At 36.9% G+C, this 19,062-nt stretch carries 16 protein-coding genes and 1 pseudogene; 1 reads left to right on the top strand and 16 read right to left on the bottom strand.

Annotated elements, in window-relative coordinates:
- Positions 1-343: 343 nt before the first annotated feature.
- The 6 genes from gndA to AACH44_RS06540 form a co-directional block, all read right to left on the bottom strand.
- Positions 344-1,750 carry an NADP-dependent phosphogluconate dehydrogenase gene (gndA, locus tag AACH44_RS06565; protein WP_261849897.1) on the bottom strand — a complete coding sequence of 469 codons (1,407 nt, stop codon included), beginning with the start codon at positions 1,748-1,750 and terminating at the stop codon, positions 344-346.
- Between the two features lie 230 nt (positions 1,751-1,980).
- The gene (locus AACH44_RS06560) at positions 1,981-2,877 is read right to left on the bottom strand and encodes a sugar phosphate nucleotidyltransferase (RefSeq protein ID WP_261848933.1); all 897 of its coding nucleotides are present in this window, start codon (positions 2,875-2,877) and stop codon (positions 1,981-1,983) included.
- Between the two features lie 91 nt (positions 2,878-2,968).
- Positions 2,969-4,135 carry a nucleotide sugar dehydrogenase gene (locus tag AACH44_RS06555; RefSeq protein ID WP_261848932.1) on the bottom strand — a complete coding sequence of 389 codons (1,167 nt, stop codon included), beginning with the start codon at positions 4,133-4,135 and terminating at the stop codon, positions 2,969-2,971.
- A 155-nt stretch (positions 4,136-4,290) separates the two neighbouring features.
- Positions 4,291-5,571 (bottom strand): hypothetical protein, encoded by a 1,281-nt coding sequence (locus AACH44_RS06550; protein ID WP_261848931.1) that lies wholly within the window; start codon positions 5,569-5,571, stop codon positions 4,291-4,293.
- Entirely contained in the window at positions 5,568-6,662 is a 1,095-nt protein-coding gene (locus tag AACH44_RS06545) for a glycosyltransferase family 4 protein (RefSeq protein WP_261848930.1), read from the bottom strand. The genes AACH44_RS06550 and AACH44_RS06545 overlap by 4 nt, the downstream gene beginning before the upstream one ends.
- Before the next feature lie 36 nt (positions 6,663-6,698).
- Complete coding sequence (locus tag AACH44_RS06540) at positions 6,699-7,562, bottom strand: glycosyltransferase family 2 protein (protein ID WP_261848929.1); 864 nt, start codon at positions 7,560-7,562, stop codon at positions 6,699-6,701.
- A gap of 75 nt (positions 7,563-7,637) precedes the next feature.
- On the opposite strand from AACH44_RS06540, the pseudogene AACH44_RS06535 reads away from it, so the two are divergent.
- Positions 7,638-8,340, top strand: a pseudogene (locus tag AACH44_RS06535) (IS1 family transposase).
- Between the two features lie 345 nt (positions 8,341-8,685).
- Here AACH44_RS06535 and AACH44_RS06530 read toward each other — a convergent pair.
- The 10 genes from AACH44_RS06530 to wbaP all read right to left on the bottom strand — a co-directional run bounded on the left by AACH44_RS06530 (position 8,686) and on the right by wbaP (position 18,830).
- Positions 8,686-9,795 carry an EpsG family protein gene (locus tag AACH44_RS06530; protein WP_261848928.1) on the bottom strand — a complete coding sequence of 370 codons (1,110 nt, stop codon included), beginning with the start codon at positions 9,793-9,795 and terminating at the stop codon, positions 8,686-8,688.
- Between the two features lie 553 nt (positions 9,796-10,348).
- Complete coding sequence (locus tag AACH44_RS06525) at positions 10,349-11,092, bottom strand: glycosyltransferase family 2 protein (protein WP_338659527.1); 744 nt, start codon at positions 11,090-11,092, stop codon at positions 10,349-10,351.
- Positions 11,093-11,104: 12 nt separating this feature from the next.
- Positions 11,105-12,190 (bottom strand): glycosyltransferase, encoded by a 1,086-nt coding sequence (locus tag AACH44_RS06520; RefSeq protein ID WP_261848926.1) that lies wholly within the window; start codon positions 12,188-12,190, stop codon positions 11,105-11,107.
- Positions 12,187-13,011, bottom strand: a complete 825-nt coding sequence (locus AACH44_RS06515) for a glycosyltransferase (RefSeq protein WP_261848925.1) — start codon at positions 13,009-13,011, stop codon at positions 12,187-12,189. The genes AACH44_RS06520 and AACH44_RS06515 overlap by 4 nt, the downstream gene beginning before the upstream one ends.
- Positions 13,012-13,046: 35 nt before the next feature.
- Positions 13,047-13,892: a dTDP-4-dehydrorhamnose reductase gene (gene rfbD / locus AACH44_RS06510; protein ID WP_261848924.1), complete on the bottom strand. Its 846-nt coding sequence runs from the start codon at positions 13,890-13,892 to the stop codon at positions 13,047-13,049.
- The gene (gene rfbC, locus AACH44_RS06505) at positions 13,889-14,425 is read right to left on the bottom strand and encodes a dTDP-4-dehydrorhamnose 3,5-epimerase (protein ID WP_261848923.1); all 537 of its coding nucleotides are present in this window, start codon (positions 14,423-14,425) and stop codon (positions 13,889-13,891) included. Before rfbC ends, rfbD begins: the two co-directional genes overlap by 4 nt.
- Position 14,426: 1 nt before the next feature.
- A complete protein-coding gene (gene rfbA, locus AACH44_RS06500; protein WP_261848922.1) occupies positions 14,427-15,296 on the bottom strand; it encodes a glucose-1-phosphate thymidylyltransferase RfbA in 870 nt (289 codons plus the stop codon).
- 19 nt (positions 15,297-15,315) lie between these two features.
- The gene (gene rfbB, locus AACH44_RS06495) at positions 15,316-16,380 is read right to left on the bottom strand and encodes a dTDP-glucose 4,6-dehydratase (RefSeq protein WP_261848921.1); all 1,065 of its coding nucleotides are present in this window, start codon (positions 16,378-16,380) and stop codon (positions 15,316-15,318) included.
- 48 nt (positions 16,381-16,428) lie between these two features.
- Entirely contained in the window at positions 16,429-17,334 is a 906-nt protein-coding gene (locus tag AACH44_RS06490) for a glycosyltransferase (protein WP_261848920.1), read from the bottom strand.
- A gap of 59 nt (positions 17,335-17,393) precedes the next feature.
- Complete coding sequence (gene wbaP, locus AACH44_RS06485; protein WP_261848919.1) at positions 17,394-18,830, bottom strand: undecaprenyl-phosphate galactose phosphotransferase WbaP; 1,437 nt, start codon at positions 18,828-18,830, stop codon at positions 17,394-17,396.
- Between the last annotated feature and the right edge of the window lie 232 nt (positions 18,831-19,062).

Below are 19,062 nucleotides of genomic sequence, written 5' to 3'. Positions count from 1 at the left end.
CACCTTGTTACTGACTGCTACCGGGATCTTCCCCAGTAATCGGTTACAATGCAATGGCGCTGAAACTCTCTATGAGATAAAACTCACTCTGATAAGCAACACCAGAAAACAAAACTACAGCCCAATTTTTGCAACAACGTTAAAAATAGCAAGATCCCGATATAATAAACAGTAATGATCTCGGTAAAAAAGCAGATTTCTTTAATGAAATTTACAGTATTTCATAAAAAAAGTCATAGATATCCTAATGATATCGATGCATTCATTCAGCAATATAAAAACGCCAGACATTTCCTAATCTGGCGTTTTATTAAAAAAAACATTACCTAAGCATAAGAAATGACTATTCCAGCCACTCGGTATGGAATACGCCTTCTTTATCTGTACGCTTATAGGTATGCGCACCGAAGTAGTCGCGCTGAGCCTGAATCAGGTTAGCTGGCAACACGGCTGAGCGATAGCTGTCATAATAGGCAATTGCCGCAGAGAACGTTGGGGTTGGAATACCTTGTTGAACCGCGTAAGAAACCACGTCACGCAGCGCCTGCTGGTATTCGTCTGCCACTTTCTTGAAGTAAGGTGCCAACAGCAGGTTAGCAATATCTGCTTTCTGATCGTATGCATCAGTGATTTTTTGCAGGAACTGTGCACGAATGATACAGCCAGCGCGGAAGATCTTAGCGATTTCACCGTAGTTCAAATCCCAGCTGTTCTCGTCGGATGCCGCTTTCAGCTGTGAGAAGCCCTGAGCATAAGAAACGATTTTACCCAGATACAACGCACGGCGCACTTTCTCAACGAACTCCGCTTTATCGCCCCCGAATGGCTGAGCCGTCGGGCCTGTCAGCACTTTAGATGCCGCAACACGCTGATCTTTCAGTGAAGAAAGGTAGCGGGCAAAAACAGATTCCGTGATCAAAGACAGTGGTTCGCCCAGATCCAGAGAGCTTTGGCTGGTCCATTTACCCGTGCCTTTATTAGCTGCTTCATCCAGAATCACGTCAACCAGGTATTTACCGTCTTCATCTTTTTTCGTGAAGATGCCAGCAGTGATCTCAATCAAATAGCTACTTAGTTCGCCTTTGTTCCACTCAGAGAACGTTGAGGCCAGTTCTTCATTGCCCAGATTCAGAGCCTGTTTGAGCAATGCATAGGCTTCAGCAATCAGCTGCATGTCACCGTATTCGATGCCGTTATGCACCATCTTAACGTAGTGACCTGCACCATCCGCGCCAATGTAGGTCACACAGGCTTCGCCGTCTGCACGCGCAGCAATCTGTTCCAGAATCGGCGCCACCAGCTCATAAGCTTCTTTCTGACCACCCGGCATGATAGAAGGCCCTTTCAGCGCGCCCTCTTCCCCACCGGATACGCCAGTACCGATGAAGTTAAACCCTTCAGCGGACAGCTCGCGGTTACGGCGAATGGTATCTTTATAGAAGGTATTACCGCCATCGATCAGAATATCGCCCTTTTCCAGGTAAGGTTTCAGCGATTCAATCGTTTTATCGGTTGCTTCGCCAGCCTTTACCATCAGCAGAATACGGCGAGGTTTTTCCAGGGATTCGACAAACTCTTGAACGGTGTAAGAAGGCACCAGTTTTTTGCCCGGATTTTCCGCGACCACTTCATCGGTTTTATCAGAAGAACGGTTAAAGATGGAAACGCTATAGCCACGGCTCTCAATGTTCAGCGCCAGATTGCGCCCCATCACCGCCATACCGACAACGCCAATTTGCTGTTTGGACATTAAAGCAACTCCTGTCTGAAGGATAACCTGCCTGCAACGGCGACAACACCTCATGCTGCGACCTTGCAAGCAATTTAAAAACAGGTCGACATGGTAACTCAGCTTTGCGCGAGTGGGTAGTGATTGGTTTGATAGTGAAAGCTCACCCAATCGAAACATATGGCAGGGAAAAGAAAAAACCGCAGAACGATTCAACGATCTACGGTTTTGCAGCGAGTTATCGCTCAGTATTACTTTTTCAGTAGTGCCTTAATACTTTCTTTAAATTCGGCACCGAATTCAGGATTGCGCAATCCATAAGACACAAATGCCTGTGCATAACCCAATTTGCGGCCGCAGTTAAAGTTCTTGCCCGACATCTGCACTGCATCAACTTGCTGGGTCGCAATCATATCGGCAATCACATCCGTTAACTGAATACGTCCCCATGCGCCAGGGAGCGCTTTATCCAGCAATGACCAGGCATCGGCGGTTAAGACATAACGCCCAACAGCAGAGAGATCAGGCCCTTTTTCGGACGGTGCCTCAGGTTTTTCAATCATTGACGTAATCGCGGCGGCATCACCTGGATTCACCAGCGGTTTGTCACAATCAACGACAGAATACTCTGGCAACACCTCATAAGGACGATGTTTCACCAACACCTGGCTGCGCCCTGTTTCTTCAAAACGGGAAATCAACAGCGCCAAGTTTTCTTTGGTCTGATCGGCCGTACTTTCATCCAATACCACATCAGGCAACACTACCACAAACGGGCTATCGCCAACGATCGGGCGCGCACAGGACACCGCATGGCCTAACCCTAACGTTTCCCCCTGACGCACGTTCATGATCGTCACACCTTTTGGACAAATAGATTGCACTTCATCCAGTAACTGACGCTTTTGGCGCTCTTCGAGCAACGATTCAAGTTCAAACGAAGTATCGAAATGATTTTCGATCGCGTTTTTCGATGCGTGCGTTACCAGAACAATTTCCTTAATCCCTGCCCTCACACACTCGTTGACGATCTTCTCGATCACCGGGCGGTCAACCAGCGGCAACATTTCCTTCGGAATGGCCTTGGTCACCGGTAACAAATTCATCCCTAAACCTGCTACAGGGATAATCGCTTTCAATGATGTCATGGATTGACTCTCTTCAATCTGATGGTTTTTATATGGTTGACTGCCTCTATAGCGTAATGCCACTACGCTACTCATGACACTAAGATTACACCTAATCCGAACCAAAGAGATCTCGTGTATAGACTTTTTCTGCTACATCAGATAATTCTGGTGCCATACGGTTTGAAACAATAACGTCAGAGAGTGCCTTGAATTCGGAAAGCTCATTGATTACACGAGATCGGAAAAACTCAGTCTCTTTTAGAACTGGCTCATAAACAACGACCTCAATACCTTTCGCTTTTATCCGTTTCATGACCCCCTGAATGGCGGATGCGCGAAAATTATCCGACCCTGCTTTCATGACTAAACGGTAGATTCCCACGACTTTAGGATTGCGCTCAATAATGGAGTCGGCGATAAAATCCTTCCTCGTTCGGTTTGCCTCTACTATTGCGCTAATTAAGTTATTTGGCACGGCATTATAGTTAGCGAGTAACTGCTTTGTATCCTTAGGCAAACAATATCCACCGTAGCCAAATGAGGGGTTATTGTAATGAATGCCAATTCTTGGGTCTAAACCCACACCGTCAATAATCTGCTTACTATTAAGACCCAGAGTTTGTGCATAAGTATCCAACTCATTAAAGTAAGCCACGCGCATCGCTAAATAGGTGTTAGCAAAAAGCTTAATGGCTTCAGCCTCTGTCGAATCCGTGTATAGCACGGGGACATCTTTTTTAATTGCACCTTGTAACAACAAATTAGCGAATGTCTTAGCACGTTCAGAGTTCTCACCAATAACCACCCTTGATGGATATAAGTTGTCATAGAGCGCCTTGCCTTCCCGCAGAAACTCAGGAGAAAAGATAATATTTTCTGTATTGAAGCGAGTTTTTGCCTGCTGAGTGAAGCCAACAGGAATCGTCGATTTTATAACCATGACCGCGCGCGGATTAATTTCTAAAACATCCTGAATAATCGACTCTACGGAATTAGTATTAAAATAGTTTTTTTTGGCATCGTAATCAGTCGGTGTAGCAATAATAACAAAATCAGCATTTTTATAGGCAAGTTTTTTATCTGACGTCGCCAGAAAATCAAGCTCTTTAGTTTCTAGGAAATCTTCTATTTCTTTGTCAGCAATAGGCGACTTTTTATCATTAAGCAAACTAACTTTATTTTCAATAATATCTAATGCCACAACCTCATTGTGCTGAGATAATAACATTGCATTAGATAGCCCAACATACCCTGTACCTGCTATTGCTATTTTCATATTTATTCACTTTAATCTCAAATCAATATACACAGGAGAATGATACTTCGGTTACGCAAGAGATTTTGTAACAGCCAGTGAACCGTCTCTCTCGACATCCTACTCAATATGCACTAAATAAATACATTACCACTCAATTATATAAAACTGCTAAATCAATATTCATGAAAGCATATAAAAGTGTTCAACAAAATAATTACCAAAGGTGCAATCAAGAAAAAAGGAGTTATTTTCAGCCCTTTCTTTCTTATATAAAAAAAATAAAAAATACTAATCACCCCTTCCGCAAGCACGAACAAATACGTCACAAGAAGAACTAACTGCCAAGAAGAAACATAGTGTCCTAGCAAAAATACCGATACAGCATAGAGGAAAAGAGCAATGCAATTAGTCATCAACACATAATTCTGTCCACCAGTGACAGAAATATAGTTTGACAAAACACCATAAATAAACACGATGGTAATGTACCAACACCCGATTTTCATTATCGGATAGGAGTCTTTGTACGAGTCTAAGCCGAGGATAGAAATAACATACGGATAAAGTAAAAAAAGTCCAATAGAGATTGTTATTCCGCAAACAAAAAAGGTCAAGAAAACTTTAACATCGAATTTAAAATTTAAATCATTAATAAATTTCGGCATATAGGCCGATATTAATGATGACTGAATGAATAAAGTTGGATTTATGAATTTAAATGTAGCCAGATAAAGAGCTAAAAACGAAAGTTCTGAAAAATTCTTTATATAAAAAACGCCTAACTTATTGTGCAAGGAATTGACTAAAAATACCCCCATGAAGACAAGCAGAGCTTTTTCAAGCTTAAAATTTTCAGAAAAAATATTTTTTAATCTTCCAGAGCAAAAAAAATCCTTCTGATAAATAAAAAGATACGCAAAACTAACAATAAGAGACGGAATCAATTGAATAACAACAACAAACTTTATAGATAGCTTTAATAAAACAACCGTTATAAAAACGGTCATTAACAACAAAACAGAAGTTATTATATCTTTTATTATCAAGGTAATTCGTTTATTTTCAACTAATAATTTCGCTTGTAAAGGTAGTATTACTGATGTCAGTAAAAAAGAAATCGTTAAAGACAGGCTAATATATAGATCCACACCATAAGAAAAATATAAAATACAGCTAAACAAGGAGATATATAAACTACCATTTATTATTTGATACTGAGTCAAAGAATTAACATCTCTATCACCAACTCTGAGTTTTTGCAAATAGAAATTTCTGAAGGCATTTCCAACAACCATTTGAAGTAGAATTAACACTTCCATAGATATGCCAAAAAAACCATAGGCATGCAATGAAGTATTTTTCATCAACACCACTTGCGTAATAAAAGTGAATATTTGAGAAATTATTGATCCTACCGTATAGATAGCCGCTGTTCCAAGAATTGATTTATTCATTTAGAATGTTGACCACTAAGTTTAATAATATTCTTTCGCCAATCATTATTATTGTTAACATAATCATGACAACAATTGCCGTGAGCAATAGTTTCTTCAATATTTTTTATTGATTTTTCAAGTAGTGCTGTCAAATCATCTTCATCTTTGTAGATCTGACCTGCCGAGTTCTCAATTAGATCTTTTCCGCCAGATTCAGGTGACAAAATAGGAAAGCATCTCATCCAACATGCTTCAACTAAAGATATAGGATATCCCTCTTCTTTTGAAGTCATTAGAAATATATGCGATTTCTTATATAATTCTATTATATTCTGAGTAGACTTTACAAACCCCTTAAAAAAGATCTTATCTTTAATCCAGGGATACAATTCCACTTTTTTATCAAAGTAAATTTTGAAATCAGAAGTCTCTCCCCCTAAAAAATAAGCATTCCAATTCAAATTACTAGGAAGATTACAAAAAGCACTTATAGCAAGTTCTGCATTTTTTCTGGGATCACCACACTTTCCGACAAAAATAATAGTAGGCACATCCACTTTCTTCATACTTTCGTTATCAGTCAGAGTATAAAAATAGTTACTTACTCCGTTAGGTACAAGAGCACAAGGAATACCTTTTTTTTCAAAGAATTTATAAACAGAACTATGTTCAGCCGAAACTAAGTCTAATTTCCTTAATGCGATTTTCGCTAAAAATTTAAACATTAAATTGCTATTATCAAATGGTTTTAAACTATCACCAATATCACATTTTATAATCACAACTCCATTTTTATTAAAAAACTTATAAATATATGCGTATAAAAGTGTATAAGTTCTAAAATGGAACAGTTGAAAATAATCTATTTCTTTCGCATGACGAATTATTTCAAGAATCAACTTAATTGATATTTTTGTGCCAGTATTTTCTGTTGCTATATCAACAAGAAGAAAACCATCTTTTTTCTCTTGATGGGATTTTAGTGCCTTCCGCCATAATTCAGTATCAAATCCCAGACATTTATTTGCATGAAAAGGTATTTGCCCGACATCCTTACAATAATGAAAATCTTCATATCTTTCAAAAAGAGTAACCCATTTTTTTTTCATAAAAACTCTTAAAATAAAATGACATCTATTAAAAAATTATTTTTTATGTTCACTTAACCATTTTTTACATCTTGGATGGTCACCTCGGATATAGGTAGAAATAATTACTGAAACCTCATTCCATCTGAGGAAAAATATAGCACGCATGCATTTAATAAGGAAAATAAAGTACAATTTAAGAGATGGGTACCACCTTACTGTAAGAGCAAAATCAATTAACCGTTCCATTTTTCTGAAAGGAGGATCCTTACCTTCAGTTCTCGATAATGAATGATAAAGAAAAGATGATGTAATCAAATTAAATGCTTCACCTTTCTTGTATAGGATATATATATTTCGAAACAAACTAAAATCAACACCATATAAAGCATAATGCTCATCAAATAACTTAATCTGGTGTTTTTCAAATTTATTGATTAAACGCCTATGAATAATCAGCCCAGAACCAATAGTAAATAAATTAAAAGGGTTTAGCTCACCATCCTCTTGGACAACCTTACCATTAGCCTGTGGATAATAAACAAGATTATCGGATAACGAGATAATTTTTGGCATTTCTATATCATAACCATCGGCATAGATAGCTCTTACGAAAGAATCTGTTACCTGCGAATCATCATCGAAAAAAATAAATCTCTTAGCAAGATCATATTTATCTATTATATCGTTATAAAGAAAACTTAATGGCTTGTTTTCAACAGTATTAATAAATATTACACTATCAAATTTCTCTTCTATTTTTCTAGAAATACAAATAGGAAAATCGATAACATGAGGGCCATTATTATGAATTATTAAGGTCGTGTTGTTGAAATTATTTTCACATAGTGTTCGTATTGTTGTTGAATCTTCAACTTTTTTGTTATACAAAACAACTAATATAACAATGTCACTTTTCACAGCAACTCCTCTAAATAACGGTGACGCATTCAATTAGTAGAAATAGGTGTACAATACGACCTTTTGAGATGACTTATGGTCAGCATTAATATTCATTACCCCCGTTGTGATTCTGCTCTGGTTTATAGTCATGGCAAAAAACCGTCAGGTCAGGAACGTTTCCGGTATTGTGAATGTCACTGCGTATTCCAACTGACTTATACTTACCAGGCTCGAAATCCCAGCGTTAGAGACCAGATTGTTAACATCGCTTTCAACGATGCGGGTGTTCGCGATACGGCAAGAACACTCAATGTTGGCGCCCGTATATTAAAAAACTCACTCCAAGTCTTCGCCAGTTACTCATGCCGATGTAGCACTTATCTACGAGCTTGATGAACAATTGCGTTTTATTGGCAGTAAAGCTCTCCAACACTGACTTTGGTACACATACCCCCAAAACAGAAAACAGGCGGGGTCCTGACGTATACTTTCAGCCCCCGTATCATGAAGTCTACCGCGAATTATTGGCGTTACTCACACCGTTGTTCACTATTGGCATGATAACCCGCGACGACTGAGACAGCTATCGTCTTGAAGTGCCAAAGGATAAGTCTCTCACCGGAAAGATTTTCACCCAGCGTATCGAACGTAACAATCTGACGCGGAGAACCCGCATTAAGCGTCCGGTACGTAAACAATCTGTTTCTCACGTTCAATTGAGGTATATGAAAAAGAGATCGGAACCTTCATAGAAAAAATATATGTTCTGATTTTAGATAGCAAAAAGCACGCCTGATCTACTTTTATTCTCTGTCACACTCCCAATGAAAAGTGTATCAATACTTGTAACGCCGAACTGATATGCATCCTGAGAATATTTGATTATAATTTTTCCAAGATTTTATCTTTAATTTTCTCTGAAGAATAGTGATCCACTAAATCAGTGCTTTTCTTTACCCCATATATTTGACGTTAATATCGTCCACACCATTTACCAAAGCATGCGTTGGTTCAATCATAAAGACTAATATAATAGCTATATTTTTAAGAATATTCATCCAAAAGTGCAATTAAAAGCCAGTAACAGATTTATAATCCTATATGCAATAATAGGAATAATTATCTCATCAAGTCTCTAACACTATAAGCATCCATCGGTTCGTATATCACTATTAACACGCAAAACAGTACATTTATTTCCTATTTCTCGGTGAATATCACTTGTCGTAGAGAAAATATTAAGGTTAGATTGAGAGCCAATCATATACATAGGAGTCCATAAAGGAATGGTTGAAACAATAAGTACTACAGTACAAATTATCAATTTGACCCAATGCGTACGAAACCCTCTATTTAATGAATACATAAAGTCATCAATTGAATATATAAATATGGGCACAAAATAATACCCGACGCGAACGAGTAAAGAACTACTTCTGGTCAACATTAACATATATAACGAACCGTATATGGTATATTTCCCAGTGATAGGTTTTTTGATAAATAAAAACAACAGGAAGAAGAACAAATAAACAAAGAGCATTTTTGAATGCAAAATGAAAGTTAAGAAGTCAGTATCAAGATCACTATACATTGAACCATATGCTTCAAATTTCTGTTGTAATATTTTAATAAAAGTCACAATATTTGGATTTAATAATAAAATTATAAAAATCGTGTAAAATAACGATGAGAATATAAACGCCCTCAACATACCTTTTCTATTATCATTTACAATGAAAAAATAAGATAAAGCAAGAACAGCAGAAAAATGAAAATAAGTGGCGATAAATACTGTTAATATGAATTTTTTCTTGCTCGTAAAGTAATATTTAGAAAAACCATATAGAATTATTGAAAGAGCAAGCCCTTGCCGAATTTGCTCAGTAAACATAAAGAAACCAAGAAAAGAAAACAATGCAAAAAAGGCAAAAGTAGGATTTTTTAAGTCTTTACAAAAAGTGTATACAAAGAAGTAAATAAAAGCATTAACTATAAGATTGAATCCACCATATCCCAAATTAAAGAATATGCACAATTTCATAATAAGAATAAAAGCCAGATCGGCAAAAAAAGGTTCACCACCATTTTCAAGAGCATAATAAGATTGGTAATAATTTAACCAGTCATAGGCATATGCATATGTGATGCTAAAATAGCCACCAACTAATAAAGTTGAAACCCTAAACAATAATTTATTTTCTATAATAGCACATACATAAAGAAAAAAAGAAAAAAAGAAAAATATCACGAGTCACCTTCATTATATTAGCTCAAACACCAACTGACACCACCAATTATTTATAAAAGGATTCGTCAGGTTATAGCTGGCTTAAATTCTTATCAATACAAATGAACTTTCATTTCCAAATGCCATAGTTGTATAATAATATTTTTTGTTTTCTGCGTTCTAGTCAACCTCATTAATCACGAAATAGGATATATAATCATGACACTCAATTCAGATAATAATCGGATATTATATTAACCCATTAACTTAACTGGGGAATAAACGAATAAATTATCGCAAAAAACTTAATGAGAGTTGCTTAACTAACCAATGCTGGTTAGTTTATCTTTATTAAATTAATATTTAACAACAAAGATTAACTCTATTATTGAATTCCATGTTGTGATGCCATAATTAAATTTTTGCATATTACTGCCCCACTTTGGTGGCAGTTTGTGGCATCAGGATGTTTTATCCGCAAATGACCATCAGATTGTGGCTTAGGCGTTAATATTGGTAATTTGTGATTTACTATTGTGCGAAGCTATTTAGCAGATGACTAAATATTATAAGTTTATTTATTCGATGAATACCAATCAACTAAATCTTTTCGACCGGACAGGCTATACTTTTCAATATCCCGATCTAATAACCCATAAGCTTTAGAGTAATGGGGGCCGGTTGCATGGAAACATTTTACTCCAGAGATAACGCCACTTTTCTTACCGATCAATCTAAATAACTTACATAAAAAGCCATCTTCACCATGTTTAAAATTATAGTGATCGAAAAAATCAAATAAAAACTTTATTTTTCGATAGTCTTTTCGACGAAATCCCGTACACCATCCCCCCGTAGGTCCTTTCTCTACAACCATACCATTCTTTTTAATAATCTTATATTTATCTAGTGATGGTTTAGCACCTGTAGTAAACTCATTTTGCACGACATCCAATGCTAAATACCCGTAGTCTTTAAATACACTAAGATAATTAAAAAAAACGGAATCCACTGATTTTGGGAACTCCAAAATATCATCATCGACTTCTATTATATAATCACCAATTGCAAGGGAAAATAATTTCTTATAGGCTCGCAACCCAATATTTTCATTACCCTTAACCAATTTTATATTAATATCACTTTTATACTTTTGTTCAAAAGCACTAATAACTGATAATGTATCATCCGGAGATGAATTATCATAGATAATTATCTCTGAGTTTTTTTTATCATAAATTGAATTCACCAAATTCTCCAAGCAAACTTTCAACATTGGAGAACGGTTCCAAGTGAGAATAACAAATGAATATTTCATGAATGCCTCTATTTATAAAATGTTTTTAAAGATTTTTTTCCAAGAAAAATGCTCATTTGCATACTCTCTCTCAACTTCATTAAAGTTAGTTGACAGCGATTTATACCAGTGAATAATGTCATCTATATCAATGATATTTTCATCGGCACTGCATTGATATTTAAAAAAAACATCATCAGGAAATGCATCATCTATATGACTAAGAATGAAGGGCATTCCCATAGCTGTATATTCTTTTGATTTGATTGAGCTATTGAAGTTGTTTCCACTACGATGTCGCCCCAAGGAATCAACGCAAATATCCATATTTGACATTATACTATTAATTTCAGAGTTCGTTTTTCTCCCCAGGAAAATAACATGTCTATTCGGAATGTCCACATTTTCAGCAATCTTCTTGAGTCGCGACAGTTCAGGTTCAGTATCACCTATGATATAGAAATTTATATTATCGTTCCCACGATAATTTTTTAAGCTTCGAATAAGCCTATCATATCCATGCCAGTAACTCAGATTGGCAATACCAATAAAGTTAATAATGTTACTTTTTTTCTTTGCTTTGGAAATCAAATTTACTTCATCGAGATCGACACCATTAATTATATTGCACGTATCCACGTTATATAATTTATCTATTCTTTTTCCGATGGTAAATATTTTGTCAAAATATTTTTTTGCAAAAAACATTTCAGTATCAAAAACAAAGTCTGAAATTTTTCCTTTAACAGAAGAACTTTCATTTTTGAATGGGTATGTGGGGATTTCGAGATATATTTTTTTAATTCCTATTTTCTTCATTTTTTTTAAGAATGAAGACATAAATAGGGGGTAAAATCCACCATGTGGTTTTCTTATATAAATTACATCATATTTTTTTGATATGTTTTTTTTTAAAAAATAAAGATAAAGATATCTATGAGGGATAGTAAATATTTCCTCTTCGTTATCTCTCAGGTATGCTAATCCATTTGAAAATGTGAAGTAAGTGAAATCAACGTTATGCCCAAGTCCCTTTAAGGCGTTAACTTGATTTTTTATTTTTTTCCATACACCATTTGAATGATCGATAGCAATGTGTGAAACATAAAGAATATTCACGAGTGTTTCCCTTCATAAACTTTAACATATAAAAGCTTCATTAATGAAAAAGGAATTGCACGCCATTTATATTTTAAAGCCACATCTAAATCGTTTTTTGCGGAATATAACTTAGCCCAATAAGGAACTTTTTTTCTATCATTATTCCATCCCCGACAATGATATGCAGTAATTGTTGTTATTATCTTAGATTTGAATTTATTTTTCTTTAGTCTTAAAGATAACTCTATATCTTCTTTATACATATAATAACTTTCTTCAAAACCGTTTAAGCCAGCTGAATTGGGAGATCTAAGTAATGCTTCAGTTTTCACCAAGAAAAAAGCACCACAAATGGCATCATGAAGTGTTATTTCATCAAGATCCACACTAATGGGAGCCCGTACATCTTCCCACTTTCCATAAAAAGAACATTTTATCCCTAGTGAGTCATAAAAAAACCTTTCTTTCTTATTATCAAAATCGTAACTTATTAGTGGTACAGAAAAAAAATGAAAATTTGCATTTTCGCTTGAAAAGCAAGTTGCTATCAGATTTTCATACTCTTTACTTTTAACTCTTGCATCAGGATTTAAAAATAATACGCTTTTATATCTCTCCACATCCTGCAAAGCAACATTATTTGCTTTCGCAAAACCGATATTATTTTCATATAACACTTTAACATTAGGTTCATATTTTTTTAGATATTCAATATCTGAAGAACCAGAGTCGACTATGATAATATCGCATAGTTCATTATTTATTAAAGGCTCCACACACCAGTCTATATATTTTTGGCTGTTGTGTGTAACAATAACAACCAGATTTAATCTTTTCATGAATTTTATCTTTCTCTGCTATTAGATTAGCTTGACTAGATTATATCCGAAATAGCTCGCTCCCAATTTGATGGATTTACTCCTGATTTTTTTATTTTATTACAGTTTAAACTTGAATAAGCTGGGCGTGAAGCTGGCGTAGGGTATTGTTCAGTAGTGATCGGTTTTATTTTTGGTGTTTTGACCAAAATCCCTTTTTTTAAAGCTTGGGCAAAAATCACCTCAGCAAAGCCATACCAGGATATCTCCTCATCTCCACAATAATGATATATTTCGCCAATAATCGCTTTATTCAGTAAATCAATAATGGCCTGAGCAATATCCCCCGCATAAGTCGGGCAACCGCGCTGGTCAGAAACGATACTCAGCTCATCACGTTCTTTTGCTAACCGCAGCATGGTTTTCACAAAGTTATTGCCATATTCACTGAAAACCCATGCCGTACGGATAATAATGGCATCAGGAAAAACGTGAGAAACGGCTATCTCGCCGTCCAATTTGGTCTTACCGTACACGCCAAGTGGATTGGTTTTGTCGGTTTCAACATAAGGAACTGTGGCGTTACCATCAAAAACATAATCCGTTGACACATGAACCAGGCGCGCACCAACCTCTTTTGCCGCCAACGCCAGATTCTCAGGACCGGTTTTATTCACCAATTCAGCCAGCTCCGGTTCGCTTTCTGCTTTATCCACCGCGGTGTAAGCGGCCGCATTGACAATGGCATCAGGCTGAAACGCTTTTACCGCTGTCAGTACCTTCTCATAGTCGGTAATATCCAACTCGGCAGTGTCCGTTGCCCATACCTGCCAGTCAGCAGGTAGACGATCCTGAAAACAACGACCGAGCTGACCGTTTGCACCTGTCAGTAAAATCTTCATACCGCCAACTCCTTAAAGCGTGTACCTAACTTATCTTTTTCAGAAAGCAAAGGTGCAGTAACAGGCCATTCAATACCGACATCTGGATCGTTCCATAGCAGGCAACCTTCATTTGCCGGATCGTAATAATCCGTGCATTTGTATTCAAAATCCGCAACGTCAGACAGCACAACAAAACCGTGAGCCAATCCCGGTGGAATCCAGAATTGGGTTTTATTTTCTTCTGACAGAATCACCCCTTCCCAGGCACCGTAAGTAGGTGAATTTGGGCGAATATCGACTGCGACGTCAAAGACTTCCCCACGAACGACCCGCACCAGTTTTCCTTGCGGGTTTGATCTTTGGAAATGCAACCCACGCAATACGCCTTTTGAGGAACGGGAGTGGTTATCCTGCACAAAATCCAGATCGATATTTAACATTTCCTGATAGCGACGTTTTTCAAACGTTTCCAGGAAAAAGCCTCGCGCATCGCCAAAAACCTTTGGCTGAACGATTTTTACGCCCTCAATACGGGTATCCTTAACTTGCATCTTATTTCTCCCCAATCAAGCGTGCTAAATATTGCCCATAATTCGTTTTGCTCAAAGCTTTTGCCTCTTCAGCAACCTGCTCTCTACTCAGCCACCCCTTACGCAAGGCAATCTCTTCCAGACAAGCGACTTTAAATCCTTGTCTCTTTTCAATTGTATGAACAAACTGCGATGCTTCCATCAGGCTGTCATGAGTACCGGTATCCAGCCAGGCAAAACCACGTCCTAATTGCTCAACATTGAGCAAACCCTTTTCCAGATACATTTCATTCAGCGTGGTAATTTCCAGCTCGCCGCGCGCGGAGGGTTTTACTTGTTTAGCCATGTCGACAATCTGATCATCATAGAAATAGAGACCGGTTACTGCCCAGTTGGATTTGGGGTTCAGAGGTTTTTCTTCCAGAGAAATCGCTCGATTATCTTTATCAAATTCGACCACACCAAAACGTTCGGCATCTACAACTTGATAGCCAAAGACTGTCGCACCTTCCGTTCGTGCAGATACAGCTTCCAGCTTTTTACCGAAGCTTTGACCAAAATAGATATTATCTCCTAGAACTAAAGCACAACGATCACCATTAATAAATTCCTCACCCAAGATAAATGCCTGAGCCAATCCATCAGGACTCGGCTGGACGGTATAACTGAAGTTGACACCAAAACGGCTACCATCACCCAGCAGGCGTTTAAACGAAGGCATATCTTCCGGTGTAGAAATAATTAAAATATCTTTGATACCCGCTAACATCAGAACAGAAATAGGGTAATACACCATGGGTTTATCATAAATCGGCAACAGCTGTTTAGATACGCCTCGGGTGATAGGATGCAAACGCGTTCCAGAGCCACCGGCTAATACAATACCTTTCATATTCTTTATATCCTCTAAATTAGTTCGTTATACCCAAGCGCTCACCCGCATAGGAACCATCTTTAACACGGCGCCACCATTCTTCATTTTCTAAATACCACTGCACCGTTTTTCGGATACCACTCTCAAAAGTTTCCTGTGGTTTCCAGCCTAATTTGCGGTATATTTTCCCAGCATCTATCGCGTAGCGCATATCATGGCCGGGACGATCAATAACGTAACTAATTAGCTCTTCATATTTATCAATATCAGTAAATTTATTTGGCACCATTTCATCTAACAAGCGGCAAATAGTTTGTACTACTTCAATATTTTTCCGCTCATTATGTCCACCAATATTGTAGCTCTCTCCTACTTCCCCTTCAGTTACTACTTTATACAATGCGCAAGCGTGATCTTCTACATACAGCCAATCACGAATCTGAGCACCATTGCCATATACTGGTAATGGTTTACCTTCCAGCGCATTAAGAATAATTAACGGGATCAGTTTTTCTGGGAAGTGATAAGGGCCATAGTTGTTGGAACAATTGGTTACTATGGTCGGCAAACCATAGGTGCGCAACCAAGCGCGGACCAGATGATCGCTGGAAGCCTTAGACACGGAATAAGGACTGCTTGGGGAATATGGGGTCGTTTCGGTAAAGAGATCATCAGTACCATGAAGATCGCCATACACTTCATCTGTAGAAATATGATGGAAGCGGAATGCTTTTTTAGCATCAGCACTCAATGTGTTCCAATACTGGCGGGTAGCCTCCAGTAAAGTATAGGTACCGACGATATTGGTTTCAATAAACGCAGTAGGCCCGTCAATGGAACGGTCAACGTGGCTTTCAGCGGCCAGATGCATAACGGCATTTGGCTTAAATGCATTAAAAACACGGTTTAATTCTTTATGATCGCAAATATTTATTTGTTCAAATTTGAAACGCACATTATCAGCAACTGATTTTAATGATTCAAGATTCCCTGCATAGGTAAGGCTGTCCACGACCAATATTTCATCATTGGTATGGTTAATAATATAGCGAACAACGGCTGACCCTATGAAGCCCGCCCCGCCAGTCACTATGATTTTCATACTATCCTCGTAATATTAATAGTTCGATACTAAATTTTATAGATAGGGTCAATTCCAATAACGCTTATGCATACTAAATAATTTAACTAATGCATATGGAATACGTTTATAGTTCTGACCTAATTTATAACCTGAAATTTTCATAAAATTATTCAAGAAAGCTAAAGGAATATATAAAAAATTTCGTTTCAAGAGAAATTTCAGCTCCGAAAGTATAAATTTTTTACCTTCTCCACTGGCTCCTCCAAATTTCTCTCTAATCCAAGGCTCATCAGCGTGGAAGACACCAATATCAAAATAACGCTTAAATTCGTCTAATGGGCTGTAGTTATGGGAGTGTCTCACTATGGCATCTGAAACATAAGCTACTTTATACCCAGCCAAAACAGATTTAGCCGTAAAGAACATGTCTTCACATAGAATCGTGTTTGAAGGAAAACCACCTAATTCTCTAAATATATTGATGCGATAGGCAGAAAAGGAATTAGACATAAAAACAGTTTTCAAACCCATTCTTGCAGTATCATTAAAACTGCAAATATGATTTTTTTCTGGGTAATTAAAATATCTAGCATGTTGAGCGATTGGGTTTGCATCCCTGTGGGGTAATTGTCTGCCATAAGCGCAGACTACATCAGGATCGCTAAAAGATGAGAGAATATGCTCAATATAATCTGGCTCGGGGATTGCATCCTGAGTTAAGAATATAACCACATCGGAGTCACCATTAGCATAAACTAATTGGTTACGTGTTCCTCCGTGATTAAAGTCAGTGGCATTAATATTAATAATATTAAAGCCTAAGTTATTTGCCACCTGAATAGTTGCATCGTTACTACCAGAGTCTATCACCTGAACATCCAAGCCATCAGGCCCATGACGCTTTAAGCTTTCAGCTGCATCTTTCCAAACGTCACCACCATTATAAGTTGGAATGGCTATAAAATATTTCATATTTTTCACTAATTAATAAATACAAATTTGCGACAGACCGATTATAAGACATAACTCTATTAATAGGCTCCATCTCTCTTTAATACAACGCTGACAGTTTTAAAAAGGATGGCAATATCATTCCATAATGACCAATTTTTAACATACCATGAGTCAAAATACACTCGGGTGTCATAATCGACATCGTTTCGACCGCTAACTTGCCATAGTCCTGTCATACCCGGCTTAGCCATTAAATAATAATCGACATCCCCGGCATATTTATCTAACTCATCTTCAATGATAGGTCTTGGTCCAACCAGACTCATTTCCCCTTTAAGGACATTAAGAAGTTGTGGTAGCTCATCAAGACTGGTTTTTCTTATAAATTGACCAACTTTTGTTATTCTAGGATCATCTTTAAGCTTAAAATCTTTTTCCCATTCAGCTCTCGCTTCCGGATTATTTTTCAATAATTCATTGAGTACCTCTTGAGAGTTTATCACCATAGAACGGAACTTAAGACATTTGAATTTTTTCCCATTTCGCCCCACACGCTCATGTCCGTAAATGGCATTGCCACCATCTTTGAAAACCAAATAAAATAGGGATATTAAAACAGGAGAAAGTAAAGTAACAATTGCCAAGGCACCAAGAATATCAAAAGTCCTTTTAATAAAACGCGAAGTTCTTTTTGCTAAACTATTACTTACCCGCAGGATCATAACTTCATGGCTAAATATAAATGACATATCAGTTCCATATAAAGGAACGCCACGCAATGTCGGAATAACAGAGATCGAACGACAATTATGCTTAGCGAGATTTTTCAACCAAAAATCTCTCAAAGCATGTTCCTCAAATTCCAAAGCGACAATAAACTGCGTATCGTTAGGGCAACTTTGCAACCAGAGTTCTTCTTCAGTATTGATAATCGGTACACCGGATATACCTACGGCATTATCAATAGCGGTAGTTGAATAAAAGGCTCCAATAGAAAATCCTAAAACCTCTTCACTTTGGAGAGCGGCATATGCATCTCTGGCATTTTTCCCTGAACCAATAATGATAGTATGTTTCTTCCAAAGATTAACCTTATCTAAAATTCTTTTTACAATCACACGTCCAATTGGTGCCAACGTAATTGCCAGCAACCAAGTAATACACCAGACATAACGAGAAAATTGCCATTTTGAAAATGCAACTAGCGCTAAGTCAAAAATTGCAAAAATGATTAATGTTCTGATAATTTCTTTTAATTCAAACCAGAAAGGTTTTCTGTATGTATAGTGCCGCAATCTTATCCAAAACCAGCCAACACATAAGAATGACAACGTTATATGTGATAAAAATCTTGCTGGCAATTCAGATGCAGGGATAAACGAATAAACATCATATCCAAGTAAATAAATCATGCATAGCGTAAATAACAATGCCAAATTAAAAAACAAGAAATCAGACAACGCTAAAGACAATTTTACAAAATTGTTTTTTCTAAAAACAGCTCGTAAATTCATTAAATTAATACCCCAAATGGATTTATAAAAACCATAAATATCCACACAATTAATATAGACACTTGTGTTTTTATTAAAAAAGAATAAGTAACATAAAAAGTCAAGGATTTATATTTATAGTATAATAAAAATAATTTTCATGAGAAGGTTATTGATAAAGATAATATGGTGATTATATTTATTAAGACTCAGAGGTAAATTTAGAAATATATATATTCCGGTTTGCCATTCA

It is taken from the genome of Pectobacterium araliae, assembly GCF_037076465.1.
GTDB classification, from domain to species: domain Bacteria; phylum Pseudomonadota; class Gammaproteobacteria; order Enterobacterales; family Enterobacteriaceae; genus Pectobacterium; species Pectobacterium araliae.
This window is presented reverse-complemented; position numbering and strand designations above follow the sequence as displayed.